Genomic DNA, 16,550 nt, shown 5'->3' on the forward strand with positions numbered 1-16,550 from the left:
TTAAAACGTTGGCGCTTTGTTTTGTTCAGTTTTCAAAGAGCAATTTGAACATCGCCGCAGCGACTTATTAATATTATCATCGTTTAAAAGATGAGTCAACACTTTTTTTAAAACCCGTAACAATATTCAACAAAAGCATTTATCTGTCTTACAGCGACAAATACTAATATAACACATATAAAAATTCACTGCAATAGCGTTCCGCAAAAATTCCACTAGAATAACATTAACATTATTATTTCTTGTTATCAGAATAAAAACAGCCGCATGAGAAGCAGGTGAAACCCAAAAGGCTTCCTCTGCCCCACATACAGCTTTAACTTCTGATATTAACGATGGCGCATTAAAGGGAATAGAAGTACGTCCCGGATAGAAGGTGAGTTGGTTAACAGCATAACCAGACGATCCACTCCAATTCCGAGCCCCCCCGTAGGAGGCATACCATATTCAAGAGCTTCAATGAAGTCTTCATCCATTTCATGAGCTTCATCATTACCTTGAGCTTTTTCTACGAGCTGAGCTTCGAATCTCTGACGCTGGTCAATTGGATCATTTAACTCTGTAAATGCATTGGCATGTTCACGTGCAACGATGAATAACTCAAAACGATCCGTAAAGCGAGGATCTTCTTCATTTTTCTTTGCCAGCGGAGAGATTTCAACTGGATGTCCATAAATAAAAGTAGGCTGAATTAATTTTTCTTCTACAACCTGTTCAAAAAACTCATTTACAATATGTCCGAATTCCATGCTCTCTTTTACTTCTATACCATGTTCTTTAGCAAGAGCGTGCGCCTCTTCCTTGGTCATTTGCTTCCAGAAGTCAACACCTGTGTATTCTTTTACAGCATCCACCATATGGAGCCTTTTCCATTCAGGCTTAAGGTCGATTTCGTACTCGCCATAGGTGACAGTAGTTGCGCCAAGCACTTCCTGCGCAACATGAGCAACCAGATTTTCCGTCAAGCTCATGATGTCTTTGTAATCAGCATACGCTTCATACAGCTCAATCATTGTAAATTCAGGATTGTGCCTCGTCGACACTCCTTCATTCCGGAATACGCGTCCGATTTCATATACCTTTTCCATTCCGCCTACTATTAAGCGTTTCAAATGAAGCTCTATTGCAATACGCATAAAGAGTTCCATATCAAGAGCGTTATGGTGTGTAACAAACGGCCGGGCAGCTGCTCCTCCAGCAATAGAGTGCATCATAGGTGTTTCTACTTCTAAGTATCCGTTTCCATCGAGATAACGTCGGATAGCCTGTACAATCTTGCTTCGCATGATGAAAGTATTTTTACTTTCCTGATTAGTAATTAAATCTACATAACGCTTGCGGTAACGTTCTTCAACATCCTTCAAGCCATGGAATTTATCAGGTAAAGGACGCAATGCTTTAGTTAAAAAGATAAAGCTCTCTGCCTTGATTGATAGTTCACCCACTTTTGTTTTAAAAAGTGTTCCCCGTACACCAACTAAATCTCCCAGATCTGTCTGGTCGAAAATCGCATAGCTTTCTTCACCGATAGCATCCTGCCGTACATAGATTTGAATCTGTCCACTGATATCCTGAATGTGGGCAAATCCTGCTTTACCTTTTCCCCGCTTTGTCATGACGCGGCCGGCAACCGTTACTGTTAGATTCTTTTCTTCGATTTCTTCTTTAGTTAATTCCCCATATTCGTCTGCAAGCTGTTGTGCCTGATGGGTGCGCTCAAAGCGGTGTCCAAATGGGTCTTGGCCATTGTCGAGCATGCTTTGCATTTTGTCGCGCCTTACCCTGAGCTGGTCATTTAATTCTTCACTCATGTAATCATCTCCATTATCTTTTTCGAGCTTTATATAGACAGTCCGAAACCCGAACTTTGCAATCTTTTATTATTTTTACACAAAGTAAAAGAATCGAACAGTGTTTCCCATAAAAAAATCCGATTTACACCAAATAAAAACTGCCAGGATCACTGGCAGTTTTTATTTAAGCGTATTATAGGTAACTAGGCCATTAATGTCAAATGTTAGACCATTTGGATATTTTGTTCTTTTGCTTCTACTTCTTCAACTAATCCGTACAGCAGTTTTACTACGTCCTTACGTGTGTTGCATTCGTTAATGCCTTTTCTTGCTTTGGCATTGCCTCGTACACCCTTTAGGTACCAAGCTGCATGCTTTCGCATTTCACGGACAGCGATGTATTCATTTTTCAATGCGATCAAGCGGTCCATATGAAGAATGCAGACATCCATCTTTTCGCGCACGCCTGGTTCGTCCACCAATTCACCTGTTTCAAGGTATTTCACGGTACGGTAAATCATCCATGGGTTTCCAAGTGCTGCGCGGCCAATCATTACGCCGTCTACTCCCGTTTCGCTCAGCATTCTTTCAGCATCCTGCGGAGTTTCCACATCACCATTTCCGATAACAGGGATTTTTACTGAATTCTTCACTTCACGAATAATGTCCCAATTCGCTTTTCCTTCATACATTTGGACGCGAGTTCGTCCATGAAGAGCGACAGCTGCACCGCCGGCACGTTCTACAGCCTGGGCATTTCTCACAGCATAAATGTGATCTTCATCCCACCCCATACGCATTTTAACAGTAACAGGTTTGTCTACTGCATCAACTACAGCAGACACCATTTCATAAATCTTATCTGGATCAAGAAGCCATTTAGCTCCTGCATCACAGTTTACGATTTTCGGAACCGGACAGCCCATATTTATATCAATGATATCCGCATTTGTATTTTTATCCACAAAGCTGGCAGCCTCTACAAGTGATTCCTTTTGGGCACCCATAATTTGCAGGCTTAGCGGTTTTTCTCTTTCATCTATATAAAGCATATTCAATGATTTTTCGTTTTTATTAATAATGCCTTTGTCGCTGACCATCTCAGCGCAAACCAGGCCTGCACCAAATTCTTTAACCGTTAGACGGAATGCAGAATTACATACCCCTGCCATTGGCGCCAGAACTACTGGATTTTTCATTTCGATATCGCCAATTTTTAACATGGTGTGTCCTCCTCTGCTTTTTCTTAAAAAATATAATGTTAGGGTTAAACCCTCAACGGATTATATCAAGTCACGTTTCTTGAGACAAGAAAAAACTTAAACCTTTCCCATTAGCTCAAAAAAGTAAGGTTTACCAAGTTTGATAACCATTCTTATTTCTCTGCAGGCGGACGAAGTTCATCAATTGACACGTCCAGCATTTCAGCAACCTCTGTTAAGAAGTTTTCTGTCGGCACGCGGTTCCCTCTTTCTACTTCTCCAAGAAGAGACACTGAAACCCCAATTTCCTTAGCAAAGCCTTCCTGTGTAAATCCCTTCAGCTTTCGAAAAGCGCGTATACGTCTTCCCCATTTCTCCGCTTCCATAATCGAACACCTTCTTTACCTTGTATGTGATCAAGAATTGCAATTAACGGTTGATCCCTCATTGGAAGTACAAAGCCCGGATCCACTAAGTCAAGTAAAGGAATAATGACAAACGCTCTTTCTTCTAACCGAGGGTGTGGCACAAAAAGGGTCTCTGATTCAATATTTTCTTGATTATACAGCAAAATGTCAAGGTCTATTGTCCTGGGACCCCAGCGTAAATCCCTTTTCCTTCCAAGTAATCTCTCTATTTCCAGGCATCTTTCCAGTAAATCTTCAGGTTTATAGCTGGTATTAATTTCTACAACAGCATTCAAAAAACAATCTTGCTCTGTATAACCTACCGGATCCGTCTCATACAGAGAGGAAATAGCCGTAACTTTTATTTCTGAGTCACTTTCAAGACTGCTAACAGCACGTCTTAAAAAATCAACCCTATCCCCTATATTAGAGCCAAGGGAAATGTATGCAATGTTTTTCACCTTAACGTCCCCTTCTTATCTCAACGGCAACCGATTTATAGTGCCCCGGTATAGGAGGATCCGGCTTCATTACCTGAACTGTACAAAATTCAACAATCGGGAATTTCTCTAACGTTTTTGCCGCAATATTCTCAGCAATGGACTCTACAAGCTTGAAAGGTTTCCCTTCAACAATTTCCCTAGTAAGTTGATATAACTCCCCGTAATTGACAGAAAACTCGAGTTCGTCAGTTTTTCCTGCCTGCGAAAGATCGAGTTCGATTGCTAAACTGACCCGAAAACGCTGCCCAAGCCGGTTCTCTTCAGGAAAGACACCATGGTATCCGTAAAATTCCATCTCATTTACATAGATCTTATCCATTATTGACTTCCTTCCCCATTAGCACGTCCATCATCTTTGTGAGCCGAGCCATTTCTTTTACATCATGAATTCGGACAATCTGGCAGCCTTGCTGAATTCCATAGCAAACAGTAGCTGCTGTTCCTTCCATTCTTTCCTCAGGTGGAAGGTCCAGGACTTTTCCAATCAATGATTTACGTGATGTACCGAGCAAGACAGGATAGCCTAGTGCTATAAGCTTATCAAGATTGCGCATCATTTCCAGATTCAACTGAAGGTCTTTTGCAAAGCCAATTCCTGGATCCAAAATAATCTTATCATCTTTTACTCCAGCATTTTTGCAAATCGTTATACTCTCATAAAGATCATTGAAAACATCCCTTATAAAATGCTGATAGTCCATATCTCTTCTGTTGTGCATTAGTATAATTGGAGCTTTAAGTTCTGCTGCCACTTTTGCCATTTCACTATCAGCCTTGGCTCCCCATATATCGTTAATGATATGAGCCCCGGCGTTAATGGCCTGTCTTGCAACTTCCGCTTTATATGTATCCACTGAAATTGGCACATCCAGTTCACCAGCGATTCTTTCTATGACCGGAATGACCCGATCCAACTCCTCCTCCAGCGTCACTGCGTCAAAACCTGGACGCGTTGACTCTCCGCCAATATCGATAATATCCGCACCTTCCCTGATCATTTCACGGGCATGCTCAAGTGCAGCATCTATCCGGTTGTATCTGCCCCCATCAGAAAAGGAATCAGGGGTAACGTTTAAAATACCCATTACAAGGGTCTTTTTCCCATAGTCTAATATATGATTTCTGAATTGAATGACTGTATTATTTTTCATAAAATCTCCTCATTGGCGCAGAGTTCATTTCTGCTCCAAATTTGTTTTTTAACCCGCTGATACCCTTGGTAAAGCTTCACGGTTACAGATCCGTTTTTTCCCTTATACTGGCCAACTGAATCAATTGAAGAAATGGAGACAATCTCCTGTACCGAATTCGTATAGAATACTTCTTCTGCTCTTGCCAGATCCGCCGGAGAAAAAAACCCTTCCTCACATCGAAGGCCAATCAGGTCAGCATATTTAATTATCCACTGTCGGGTTATTCCGTTCAAAATCCCTGTTCTCGTATCAGGGGTAAAAATTGTGCTGTCTTTTACCCAGAAGAGATTGGATATTATTCCCTCAGCAATAAAGCCATTTTCCGTTAAAAATATTCCCTCTCCTACTGGGAGGTCAGCGATTTCTCGTTTGGCAGCAATATTATTTAAAAAGTGGTGAGATTTAAGACGCATGCCAGTTTCGGGTGTATTTCGGGGGGTTTTTAAGAGAATTGCTTTTTTCTCCTGCAAAGTATCCTGCACAATAATCGGACTCATAAAAACAAGCATGTTTGGGTTTAGAAAAGGGGATGTTTGGAGCCCCATCGGAGAATTACCTGCAGAAACATTCAGCCTGATCCGGGCATTATTATACCTATTTGCCGAAATCAGCTTATCAAGAATCCTAGTTATCTCCGTCCTGTTAACACTGGAGTCTATATTTAATTCCTTAAGAGAGGCATTCAGTCTGTCAAGATGATCATCAAGAAGGAAAGGGTGGCCATCATACAGCCTGAACGTTTCAAAAACGCCTAGCCCATATAAAAAGCCATGGTCAAATGGTGATATCCTAGCTTTACTTTCCTTAATTATTGCTCCATTACAAAACATATACATAGTATTAGTGCTCCCATTTCAATCTTAAGTTCAGTCTTGCTTCAATGCTTTTACTGTATAAGATTTATGAACCTCCAGGAAATTTGCTAATAACTGTTTTCCCTTTTCGGTCATAATTGATTCGGGATGAAACTGGACTCCTTCAATCGGGAGCTCTTTATGCCGAATGCCCATGATCTCATTCTCTTCCGTCCAGGCGGAAACAGTAAAAAATTCTGGCAGGGTTTCCTTTTTTAAAATCAAGGAATGATATCGCGTTGCCTGGAATGGATTTGGCATATTCTGAAAAATGGTTTGTCCGTCATGGAAAATCGGCGAAGTCTTTCCATGCATTAGCCGCTCAGCTCTTACAACATCACCGCCAAATACCTGCCCGATTGCCTGATGGCCAAGGCACACACCAAATATCGGCACCCTCCCCGCAAAGTGTTCGATAGCCTCCAGGCTTATACCTGCTTCATCAGGTGTGCATGGTCCAGGGGAAACCATTAAAAATTGAGGGTTTAGTGCTTCCAATTCTGTAATAGTTATTTTATCATTGCGCTTCACCAGCAAGGTTTCTCCTAACTCCCCAAGATACTGGACAAGGTTATATGTAAACGAGTCATAGTTATCGATCATTACAATCATGAGGTTACCCCTTTGTTTTCATGTCTGCTCTCCGCTTCTTCTTTGGCCTTCCACATCGCAGCAGCCTTTTTTAAGGCTTCCTTGTATTCATAGCGCGGGTTCGAATCAATGACAACGCCTGCGCCTGCTTGGACATGGCCAACTCCATCCTGGACAACCATCGTCCTGATGACGATGTTTAATTCCATATCGCCAGAATCACTGATCCAGCCAATTGACCCCGTATATAGGCCTCTTCTAACAGGCTCTAACTCCTCAATAATTTCCATCGTTCTCACCTTCGGGGCTCCAGTTATTGTACCTCCGGGAAAAACTGCCCTTACGGCACTGTATGCATCCTCTGACTCTTCCAGTTCTCCTTGAACATTTGAAACGATATGCATAACATGGGAGTATTTTTCTATTGTCATAAATTCATTTACCTGTACAGAACCAAATTTGCTTACTTTCCCTAGATCATTTCTTTCCAAGTCAACGAGCATCACATGTTCCGCCCGTTCTTTTTCATTCTGAATCAGCTCATTAGCAAGCCTTTCATCCTCTTCACGTGTTTTCCCTCGTGACCTAGTCCCAGCAATCGGACGGGTGCTTATCAGATTATCCTGTTTCTTAATCAAAAGTTCTGGAGACCCGCTGACAACCTGAAACCCCGGAGTCTGAATATAAGCCATATATGGAGATGGGTTTATTTCTCTTAAACATTCATACACTTCCATTGCGGGTACAAACAATTTCTTTGATTGCCTAACTGATAAATTGACCTGAAACACATCTCCCTGAGCAATATAGTCTCGGACACGTTCCGCTGCATTTTGGAATTGTTCTGCCTCCATTGACACAGAAAGATTCTCAGCGGTTTTCCACGCAGCCGTATTGGTTTCATTTTTATCAAGTTTATCAGCTTTCAGCTTCCACTGCTCCTCCATTTCAAAAAGGGATTTTTCCGCTGTTGCTTCATCTTCCCCCGTATATATCAGCCAGAGAACCTCCTCCTGGTGGTCGAACACTGCAGCCTCATCAAAGATTAAAAAATATAAATCCGGGGTTTGCAAATCATCCTCACTAATGGCGGGGATGTCCTCAATATAACGGATATAGTCATAGCTGAGAAATCCGATGGCACCCCCCTGAAAATCTGGATATCCCTCCTGCTTATCGATTTTCCTTGCTGCCATCCACTTTTTCATGGATAAAAGCGGATCACCCTCTAAAATTTCTTTCATTCCATCTCTATATAAAATCTGAAGGACCCCATTTTTTCCTTCCAGAGTGGCAGCCGGGTTTAACCCAATAAAGCTGTATCGCCCTCCCCTCCCACTTTCCAGCAGGATATGATTTGGCAAATTGGCAGATAGGCTTTTATATGTATTAAATAAATCTATTGGTGCAAATGGGATCTTCCTTGCGAATAATCGTCGTTGTGCCACAGCGGTCATTCCCCCAATTCTGGTTTTCTATTACACTATTTTTCTTGATAATTTGAGTTTACTAATTACGAGTAAAAATTTCTATAAGAAAAGAACAAAACTCCTGCAGAAGAACCCTGCGCCTTCCCTCTTGCGCTAATCATATATACCTCTAATTCCAGAAACCTCCTAAAAAAACAAAAATGCAAAGTCCCCATTCGGAAACTTTGCATTGTTTATTATTCTTCATCAAATTGATATAAAGGTGTGCTGAGGTAGCGTTCCCCATTGCTCGGGATAATTGCTAGAACCTTCTTGCCTTTTCCAAGCTTTTTCGCTACTTGAAGGGCTGCAAAAATTGCTGCACCTGATGAGATACCACCAAGGATTCCTTCCTCTTTAGCAGCTTTACGAGCGTATTCAAATGCTTCGTCATTTTTAACCTGAATGATTTCATCGTATAATTCAGTGTCTAGAATGTCTGGAACAAAACCGGCACCAATACCCTGGATTTTATGCGGACCAGGCTTGCCGCCTGAAAGAACAGGTGAATCTGTTGGCTCAACCGCAAAGATTTTAATTTCAGGGAATTTCTCTTTAAGTACTTGGCCTGCACCTGTAATTGTACCTCCAGTACCAATACCGGAAACAAACGCGTCTAGTTGATCCATTTGTTCAGCAATTTCTTTCCCAGTGGTGTTGCGGTGAATCTCAGGGTTTGCTTCGTTTTTGAATTGCTGTGGCATAAAATAGCCATTTTCATTTGCCAATTCTTCCGCTTTGCGGATAGCACCGCCCATACCCTCAGGCCCTGGTGTTAAAACAAGTTCAGCTCCATATGCTCTAAGCAAATTGCGGCGCTCCATGCTCATAGTTTCAGGCATTACTAGAATAGCCCGATAACCCTTTGCAGCTGCTACCATTGCGAGGCCAATTCCAGTGTTACCGCTTGTTGGTTCGATGATAGTGTCGCCTTCCTTAAGCTTACCGCTTTTTTCTGCAGCTTCTACCATCGCCATAGCGATCCGGTCCTTAACGCTGCTTCCAGGATTCATGTATTCTAATTTTAAATACACATCAGCGCTATTCTCGTCTGAAAGGCGATTTAGCTTAACAATAGGCGTTTGTCCGATTAACTCAATTACTGAATTAGCTACGCGAGACATTTCAATCACTCCTAATACCGACTATTTTTATTGGTTTTATAAACAATTTATCGCGAGATAGAGAAAAAGTCAATTATTTATTCCTATAATTCAGTTTTTTTCTTCCCATTTATATGCTGTTATCTCCATCATAAAACCATTCAACCTTCATTTCATCCCAGAAAACGTTCACGGAAACACGGTCTTTCATTTGTTCTAAAGCAATTTGCCGCCGAATTTGATCTTTTACCTGCTTAAAGCCATAGGACTGCCCCTTAATCCGTTCATGGAGCTTGATGATGACCCACCCTTCATCTGTCTTGAAAGGCTTGCTCCACTCTTTTGGTTTTAATGCTTCCGCCTCGGCCAGATATTTATCGGGCAGCCGATCACTTCCCCTTGAAATGTACCCAAGGTGGCCTCCCTGGCTGGCAGTGAATTCATCGGTCGATTTTTCCATTGCTAAAACAGCGAAAGTAGATCCATTTTCTAATTCTTCACTAATTTGCAATGCTTGTTCCCTCTTCTTCACAACAATCTGAGATAAGCGAAAGGAAGTCGGAATTTCAAAGTGGCTTGGGTTTTCTTCATAATATTTTTTTAACTGCTTTTCCGGAATGGTTACATCTTTTGTTAAAAGCTCTTCAAACAGCAGACTAGATTCAGCCTGCCGCCGTAATTGTTCTTCATTTTCCGTTTTTCTCAATTCCTGGGCAGCATACGTTATTTTCATAATTTTTGCTGCACGATCTACTTCTTCATCAGACACCGAAATTTTATATTTCTTTGCTGCCTGAAAAACGACTTCTTCATTAATCATTTCTTCCAGTACTTCTTTCCCGTACCGATCTTCGAGCTCAGCCATCCATTTTTCTCGTGAAATTTCTTCTCTATCAACCACTGCCGCCGGCTCGTCACTGCCAAAAGAGGCTGCAGTCTGCCACTTTCCAACAAAAAAGATTAATGTCCCGATATTCAAAAATATGAGGCCAGCAATAATTAACCAAAGCCTTTTTCGAGATAACATTCTTTTCCCCCGTTATTTCGCTGCTTCCTTTAATTCCTCAAGCTCTTCTTTATTGAATTGGTATTTTTCATTACAGAAATGGCATTGAGCCTCAGCTTTTCCTTCTGTTTCGATAATATCCTCAATTTCTTCTTTCCCTAAACTGACTAATGCATTCTCAATCCGTTCCCTTGAGCATTGGCATTTAAATTGTACTGGCATTTTGTCTAGGATTTGCACATTATTCTCTCCAAGCACCTGTTCAAGAACTTGTTCCGGTGTCAATCCTTGCTGAATCATTTGGGATATGGGCGGAATCGTTTGTAATCGCTGCTCAATTTCCGAGATGGTGCTTTCCTCTGCGCCAGGTAGCAACTGGATAATGAACCCCCCAGCAGCTAGAATGGAATTATCCGGGTTGACCAACACACCAACTCCAACTGAAGATGGCGTCTGCTCTGAGGTAACCAAATAATAAGTGAAATCATCACCCAGTTCACCGGACACAATTGGAACCTGTCCTGTAAAATGGTCTCGCATTCCTAAATCCTTCACAACGGAAAGCATACCATCTGTTCCAACTGCTCTTCTAACATCCAACTTCCCATGTTCGTTTAGGTCAAAATGAGTTTGCGGATGGGTTACATAACCTCGTACTTCACCCTTTGCATTGCTGTCGATAAGAATGGCACCAATCGGCCCTCCGCCATCGATCTTTATCGTTAGCTTATCTTCGCCCTTTAACATGGCACCCAACATTAAACCCGCTGATAAGGAACGGCCCAATGCAGCCGATGCTGTCGGCCAAGTATAATGACGGCGCTGAGCCTCTCCCACAGTTTCCGTTGATGATACGGCATAAGCACGAACTTGTCCGTTGTATCCCAATGCTTTTATTAAATAATCATTCATTTTTGTATCCGCCCCTTTACATAAATCATGCTGCCTTGCGTATACCCTATTTATTTCGTTTGTATATTAGCTGTAAGCCTTTTAATGTTAAAAATGGATCTACAATATCAATGATATCCGATTCTTTTGATATCAATGCTGCCAGACCGCCTGTAGCTATTACCGTGGGTTCAGGTGCACTTTGTTCTTTCATCTTTTTCACAATACCCTCGACTTGGCCGACATATCCGTACACGATCCCTGCTTGCATGGCAGCAACGGTATTTTTCCCGATGATATCATCGGGCCGGGCAATTTCAATTCGCGGAAGCTTGGAGGCTTTCGTATAGAGCGCTTCCGTAGAAATGCCAATTCCCGGAGCTATTGCCCCTCCCATGTATTGTTTGTACTCATTAATATAACAATACGTAGTGGCTGTCCCAAAATCCACAATAATAAGCGGGCTTCCATACTCATGAATCCCAGCCACTGCATTTACTATCCGGTCTGCCCCTACCTCCCTTGGATTTTCATACTTTATATTTAATCCGGTTTTAATTCCCGGTCCCACAATTAGCGGTTTAATTCCGAAATACTTTTGGCACATGCGCTCTAAAGCAAACATAGTTGGAGGAACAACTGAAGAAATAATGATTCCATCAAAATCCTCAAACGATAAACCTCCGTGTTCCAGAAGTGATTTTACGACCATTCCATATTCGTCTTCTGTTTTATGCCCGTTTGTTTCTATCCGCCAATGATATTTTAAAGAATCATTCTCATAGACACCCAAAACAGTGTTGGTATTGCCGACATCTAGTACAAAAATCATTTTTTCACCACTCCGGAAAATTTTATAATAACCAAGCCGATTAGCAAAGCCTGTTACAACAAAAAGTAAGGTACTGGAGCTCACGATGCAGTTTACCGGCATTGCTAGAGCAAGAAAAGCTTTCCACTAAAAAAGAAATATGGAGAATTAGGATTATTACAGCTATCTTTGTCCACTTTAAAGAGCAAGAAAATTTTTGGTTCCCAACAGCCGGATTCACTCCCCACATCATACCATATCTATAGCCATTTTCACTATGAAAGGGCTCGGTTTTACCTCATCCTAACTCTCTGCTAGAGGGTTATGATTTTTAGGATATCTCCATCTTAACGGCACGCTCGAAGATGTTTATAACTCTTATGGTAAGCCGCAAGTTGCACAAACAGGATAGACGTCAGTTAAAGAAAGATTTTCCCGGTAGAAATAACTGGCACTGAGGCTATTTCCAGCCTGCATACAAAAAGGCATCTCCGCGTTGGAAATGCCTTTTCATCGTACTATTACAGGTTTTTCTTGTCACCCTCATTCGGGAGCGACAGTGGTTTATCTTGCGGGCGACCTTCCGCAATTGGAGGAGTTTGGTCCGCAGAATCATCACGAGTAACTTCTAATGATTCAGGAGTTCTTTCTTCCAAAGGCTTCAATAACGCCTCTTTTTCCTCTTTTTTTGTATTAATGTTAACTTTCACGTCATCGTTGTCTATATTGCCATTCAAGGCTTTATAATCTCGCTCTGGCAAAGTGCCATGATCGGCTAAATGCTTTATTTGGGCTGCATCAAGAGTTTCAACCTCAAGCAATGTTTTTGCTATGATATCCAGCTTATCTCTGTGTTCATTAAGAATTTTATGAGCGCGCTCGTAGCATTCTTTGATAATTCGCTGAATCTCTAAGTCAATTTCATATGCGATTGCGTCTGAATAGTTTTGCTCATTATTGAAATCACGGCCAAGGAAAACCTGACCCTGTGATTGGCCGAACTGAAGCGGTCCAAGCTTTTCACTCATACCAAACTCCGTTACCATTCTCCGGGCAATGCCTGTAGCACGCTGAAAATCGTTATGGGCTCCCGTGCTGGCTTCACCAAAGACAACTTCTTCAGCCACACGTCCGCCAAGAAGGCCGACGATTTTGTCTAAAAGCTCTGGCTTTGTCATGAAGAACCGGTCTTCCTTAGGAAGCATCACAGCGTATCCTCCAGCCTGACCACGAGGAACGATAGTAACTTTGTGAACTGTTTCCGCTTCATCGAGCACAAGCCCAATTACAGTATGGCCCGCTTCATGGAATGCAACAATATTGCGTTCTTTCTTGGATATTACACGGCTTTTCTTTGCAGGCCCTGCTATTACACGATCCGATGCTTCATCCAGATCAGACATATCTATTTTCTTTTTATCCTGACGGGCAGCAACTAACGCTGCTTCATTTAGAAGGTTTTCAAGATCGGCACCTGAGAAACCCGGTGTACGTGTTGCAATCGCTTTTAAATCTACACTGTCAGCCAGAGGCTTGTTACGGGCATGTACCTGCAATACGGCTTCACGGCCTTTGACATCTGGACGGCCAACCGTAATCTGGCGGTCGAAACGGCCAGGACGCAATAACGCAGGATCCAGGATATCAGGTCGATTGGTAGCGGCAACGATAATAATGCCTTCATTTGCACCAAATCCATCCATTTCAACAAGCAATTGGTTAAGCGTTTGTTCACGCTCGTCATGGCCTCCGCCAAGACCAGCGCCACGCTGGCGTCCAACCGCGTCAATCTCATCGATAAAAATAATACATGGAGCATTTTTCTTTGCATTTTCAAACAAATCACGAACACGGGATGCACCAACCCCTACAAACATCTCAACGAAATCAGATCCGCTTATGGAAAAAAACGGTACTCCCGCTTCACCAGCTACTGCCCGGGCAAGTAATGTTTTACCAGTTCCCGGAGGTCCAACGAGCAGGACTCCCTTAGGGATACGAGCACCAAGCTCTGCGAATTTACGCGGATCCTTAAGGAATTCAACAACTTCTACAAGTTCCTGCTTCTCCTCATCCGCACCGGCCACATCCTTGAAACGGACTTTCTTCTTATCATCATTATAAAGCTTCGCCTTGCTTTTCCCAAAATTCATCACTCTGCTTCCGCCGCCCTGCGCCTGGTTCAGCAGGAAGAAAAACAGAATAAAGATGATGACAAACGGGATGATTGAAGTGAAGAATGTTACCCAGCCGCTTGTTTCTTTAGCTGGCAGCACTTCTACTTTTACGTTGTTTTCAGCTGTCGCTTCATCAATGCGTTCAACAGCATTGTTGCTGTTTGTTACATAAGTTAAGAAAAATTTATCTTTCTCCGCATTTTTCAGCTGCCCTTTCACTTCATAAACAAAGCGTTCAGGCTGCATCGATAAAGTTACAACTTCCCCATTCTCAAGATACTTGAAGAATTGATCCTGGGTTATATTCTCAGCAGGTTCATTATTGTTATTGAAAATACTGACAATTCCAATGATGACCAAAAAGATAAGTAAATAAAATATAGTATTACGGAAAATCCGATTCATCCCTTACCTCCTCCCAGGTAAACAAACTATTTAAAATATTATCATATTATTTTGGGTGAATACAATTATTAAACACCGAAATTCTAACCTAGGTCCAAAAGTAGTTTCCTCGGTAATCCTTCTTAATTACTTTTGATATACTTGCGGCTTAAGCACACCAATATAGGGAAGGTTACGGTATTTCTCTGAATAGTCCAGGCCATAACCGACAACAAACTCATCGGGTACGATAAATCCTGCATAATCGGCTTTAATATCAGCTTTCCTTCCAGTTGGCTTATCCAAAAGTGTAACAATTTTGATCGACTTTGCTTTCCGGTAGCGGAAAAGCTCCACAAGGTAGCTTAAAGTCAAGCCACTGTCGATTATATCCTCAATAATTAAAATATCCCGGCCCTCTACAGAGGTGTCCAGGTCTTTAATAATTTTAACCTCACCGGAGGATACTGTAGAATTTCCATAGCTGGATACATCCATAAAGTCCATTTCAAGATAGGCATCTACATGCTTAAGCAGGTCTGCCATGAATGGCATCGCACCTTTCAGGACTCCAACGGCTAGTGGAAATCGGTCTTGATATTCCTTTGTCAGCTGTTCTGCCAGCTCCCTAATCTTTTCTTTAATCTCTTCTTCCGAAATTAAAACCTTCTCAATGTCATTTTGCATGGTCATTGTATTTGTTGCCCCCTAGAAGATCTATCCTTTTTTATATTGTAAATATATTAAAAACTGTTCTGAACCCATATCGGCCACTTCTTTGCCTGTTTTTTTCAATCCCGGCAGCCAGAGAATCTCTCCCTTACTATCAGTCACTACAGGCCAGGCGTCCCGCTCTGGCAATGGTATCTTTTCATTAATAAAGATATCTTTCAGCTTTTTTGTGCCGTCTATGCCCTTTATATTCATCCTGTCCCCATTTTTCCGGCTTCTCACAACCAGAGGAAGAGACACATCACTTTCCTTGACTATAAAAGTATTATTCCCATTACTCGGCGGGAATTCTTCTATATATTGCGCCTTTATTCTGTTTCCATTCGAAAGATAGATCTCCCCAGGAATTTGTAATATGCAGGAATAGTGTTCGGATTCAGTTTTGGAATATTGAAAGGTGCAAGTATTGTACGATTTTTCCGCAATTAGCCCTTCCGGCAGATGCAGCTCGGCAGATGGATGAGGATTCAAAAACAAAGCTAAAAGCTGTTCGATATGTATTGCTGAAAGCGAAGAAGGTTGCATATTGTAAAGATATTTTAATATTAGTTGAATCGCCCTTCTTTGTAAAGGTTTTGGCATCGCTAGGAGAATTGGCAGGCTTATTGTTGAACGATCTTTGCCTTGTTTAAGCCAAACTCCGGCCATTTTTGTTTCAGCCATCTCCATTAACAGTGCTTCATCCTCAATTAGATCTTCGCTGAACCGCTGAAAATGCTCGTGTACTTTTGGGTTTTCCCTTTTTAAGAAAGGTAAAACCATTTTTCGGAAACGATTTCGAATATATATATCTTTTTCATTGCTGGGATCAAGCCTTGGGATTAATTGATGCCTTTCAATATAATCTTCAATTTCACTCCTGCTGGACCATAAAAACGGTCTTACAATCTCTCCCGGGCCAAAGGGCCTTCTTTGGGCTATTCCCGCCCTGGCTGTCCCTCCAGCGCCTCTAGTCAGCCTCATCAGAATGGTCTCAATTTGATCATCGCCATGGTGCCCAAGCGCCAGTAATCCAATTTGGTGCTTATCCATCATATCCTGATAAAAGCCATAACGTAAGTTCCTTGCAGCCTTCTGTGGACTTTCCCCCGTTTGTTCTATGTATTCTTGAACATTAATCCTTATTCCTTCAAAAGTAATGTTCCAATCCCCACAGATGTCTTTAACAAAAAGATAATCCCCATACGATTCATCACCCCTGAACATATGATCAACATGGGCCACCACTATTTCAAGATTAAATTCTTTACGCAAGGAACTTAAGAAATGCAGGAGCGCCAATGAATCGGGGCCACCCGACACACCTGCAAGCACACGGGAACCCTTCGGAAACAGCCCATGCTGTTCAATATTTCGCATGACCTTTTTTTCTAACATCTGTTTCCTTCCTTTTACTTTCGATCTTGTGCATCTATTTTATCTACGTTTCAATCT

The 16,550-nt window shown here is 41.9% G+C and carries 16 protein-coding genes; all 16 read right to left on the bottom strand.

The genetic code is table 11. The annotated features are described in order from the left end of the window. Positions 1-329: 329 nt before the first annotated feature. The gene (lysS, locus tag D0469_RS16395) at positions 330-1,811 is read right to left on the bottom strand and encodes a lysine--tRNA ligase (RefSeq protein WP_117327805.1); all 1,482 of its coding nucleotides are present in this window, start codon (positions 1,809-1,811) and stop codon (positions 330-332) included. A 206-nt stretch (positions 1,812-2,017) separates the two neighbouring features. Beyond that, a complete protein-coding gene (gene dusB, locus D0469_RS16400; protein ID WP_117327806.1) occupies positions 2,018-3,016 on the bottom strand; it encodes a tRNA dihydrouridine synthase DusB in 999 nt (332 codons plus the stop codon). Positions 3,017-3,168: 152 nt separating this feature from the next. After that, positions 3,169-3,381, bottom strand: a complete 213-nt coding sequence (locus tag D0469_RS16405) for a helix-turn-helix domain-containing protein (protein WP_117327807.1) — start codon at positions 3,379-3,381, stop codon at positions 3,169-3,171. After that, a complete protein-coding gene (gene folK, locus D0469_RS16410; RefSeq protein ID WP_117327808.1) occupies positions 3,333-3,863 on the bottom strand; it encodes a 2-amino-4-hydroxy-6-hydroxymethyldihydropteridine diphosphokinase in 531 nt (176 codons plus the stop codon). Before folK ends, D0469_RS16405 begins: the two co-directional genes overlap by 49 nt. Position 3,864: 1 nt before the next feature. Next, positions 3,865-4,224, bottom strand: coding sequence for a dihydroneopterin aldolase (gene folB / locus D0469_RS16415; protein WP_117327809.1), 360 nt, complete (start codon positions 4,222-4,224; stop codon positions 3,865-3,867). Beyond that, positions 4,217-5,056, bottom strand: a complete 840-nt coding sequence (folP, locus tag D0469_RS16420; RefSeq protein WP_117327810.1) for a dihydropteroate synthase — start codon at positions 5,054-5,056, stop codon at positions 4,217-4,219. The genes folB and folP overlap by 8 nt, the downstream gene beginning before the upstream one ends. Next, a complete protein-coding gene (pabC, locus tag D0469_RS16425) occupies positions 5,053-5,934 on the bottom strand; it encodes an aminodeoxychorismate lyase (protein ID WP_117327811.1) in 882 nt (293 codons plus the stop codon). The genes folP and pabC overlap by 4 nt, the downstream gene beginning before the upstream one ends. Positions 5,935-5,964: 30 nt before the next feature. Further along, a complete protein-coding gene (gene pabA, locus D0469_RS16430) occupies positions 5,965-6,564 on the bottom strand; it encodes an aminodeoxychorismate/anthranilate synthase component II (protein WP_117327812.1) in 600 nt (199 codons plus the stop codon). Further along, positions 6,561-7,991, bottom strand: a complete 1,431-nt coding sequence (locus D0469_RS16435) for an anthranilate synthase component I family protein (RefSeq protein ID WP_117327813.1) — start codon at positions 7,989-7,991, stop codon at positions 6,561-6,563. The genes pabA and D0469_RS16435 overlap by 4 nt, the downstream gene beginning before the upstream one ends. 218 nt (positions 7,992-8,209) lie before the next feature. Then, positions 8,210-9,136: a cysteine synthase A gene (gene cysK / locus D0469_RS16440; protein ID WP_117327814.1), complete on the bottom strand. Its 927-nt coding sequence runs from the start codon at positions 9,134-9,136 to the stop codon at positions 8,210-8,212. Positions 9,137-9,245: 109 nt separating this feature from the next. Beyond that, a complete protein-coding gene (locus D0469_RS16445) occupies positions 9,246-10,142 on the bottom strand; it encodes a peptidyl-prolyl cis-trans isomerase (RefSeq protein WP_117327815.1) in 897 nt (298 codons plus the stop codon). Positions 10,143-10,154: 12 nt separating this feature from the next. After that, positions 10,155-11,033 (bottom strand): Hsp33 family molecular chaperone HslO, encoded by an 879-nt coding sequence (gene hslO / locus D0469_RS16450; protein ID WP_117327816.1) that lies wholly within the window; start codon positions 11,031-11,033, stop codon positions 10,155-10,157. A gap of 46 nt (positions 11,034-11,079) precedes the next feature. Then, positions 11,080-11,844 carry a type III pantothenate kinase gene (locus D0469_RS16455; protein WP_117327855.1) on the bottom strand — a complete coding sequence of 255 codons (765 nt, stop codon included), beginning with the start codon at positions 11,842-11,844 and terminating at the stop codon, positions 11,080-11,082. A gap of 500 nt (positions 11,845-12,344) precedes the next feature. Beyond that, positions 12,345-14,405, bottom strand: coding sequence for an ATP-dependent zinc metalloprotease FtsH (gene ftsH / locus D0469_RS16460; RefSeq protein ID WP_117327817.1), 2,061 nt, complete (start codon positions 14,403-14,405; stop codon positions 12,345-12,347). Between the two features lie 126 nt (positions 14,406-14,531). After that, positions 14,532-15,071 carry a hypoxanthine phosphoribosyltransferase gene (gene hpt, locus D0469_RS21750; RefSeq protein ID WP_233523097.1) on the bottom strand — a complete coding sequence of 180 codons (540 nt, stop codon included), beginning with the start codon at positions 15,069-15,071 and terminating at the stop codon, positions 14,532-14,534. A 30-nt stretch (positions 15,072-15,101) separates the two neighbouring features. Beyond that, positions 15,102-16,493, bottom strand: a complete 1,392-nt coding sequence (gene tilS, locus D0469_RS16465) for a tRNA lysidine(34) synthetase TilS (RefSeq protein ID WP_233523096.1) — start codon at positions 16,491-16,493, stop codon at positions 15,102-15,104. Between the last annotated feature and the right edge of the window lie 57 nt (positions 16,494-16,550).

It is taken from the genome of Peribacillus saganii, from assembly GCF_003429095.1.
In the GTDB taxonomy this organism is placed as follows: Bacteria; Bacillota; Bacilli; order Bacillales; family DSM-1321; genus Peribacillus; species Peribacillus saganii.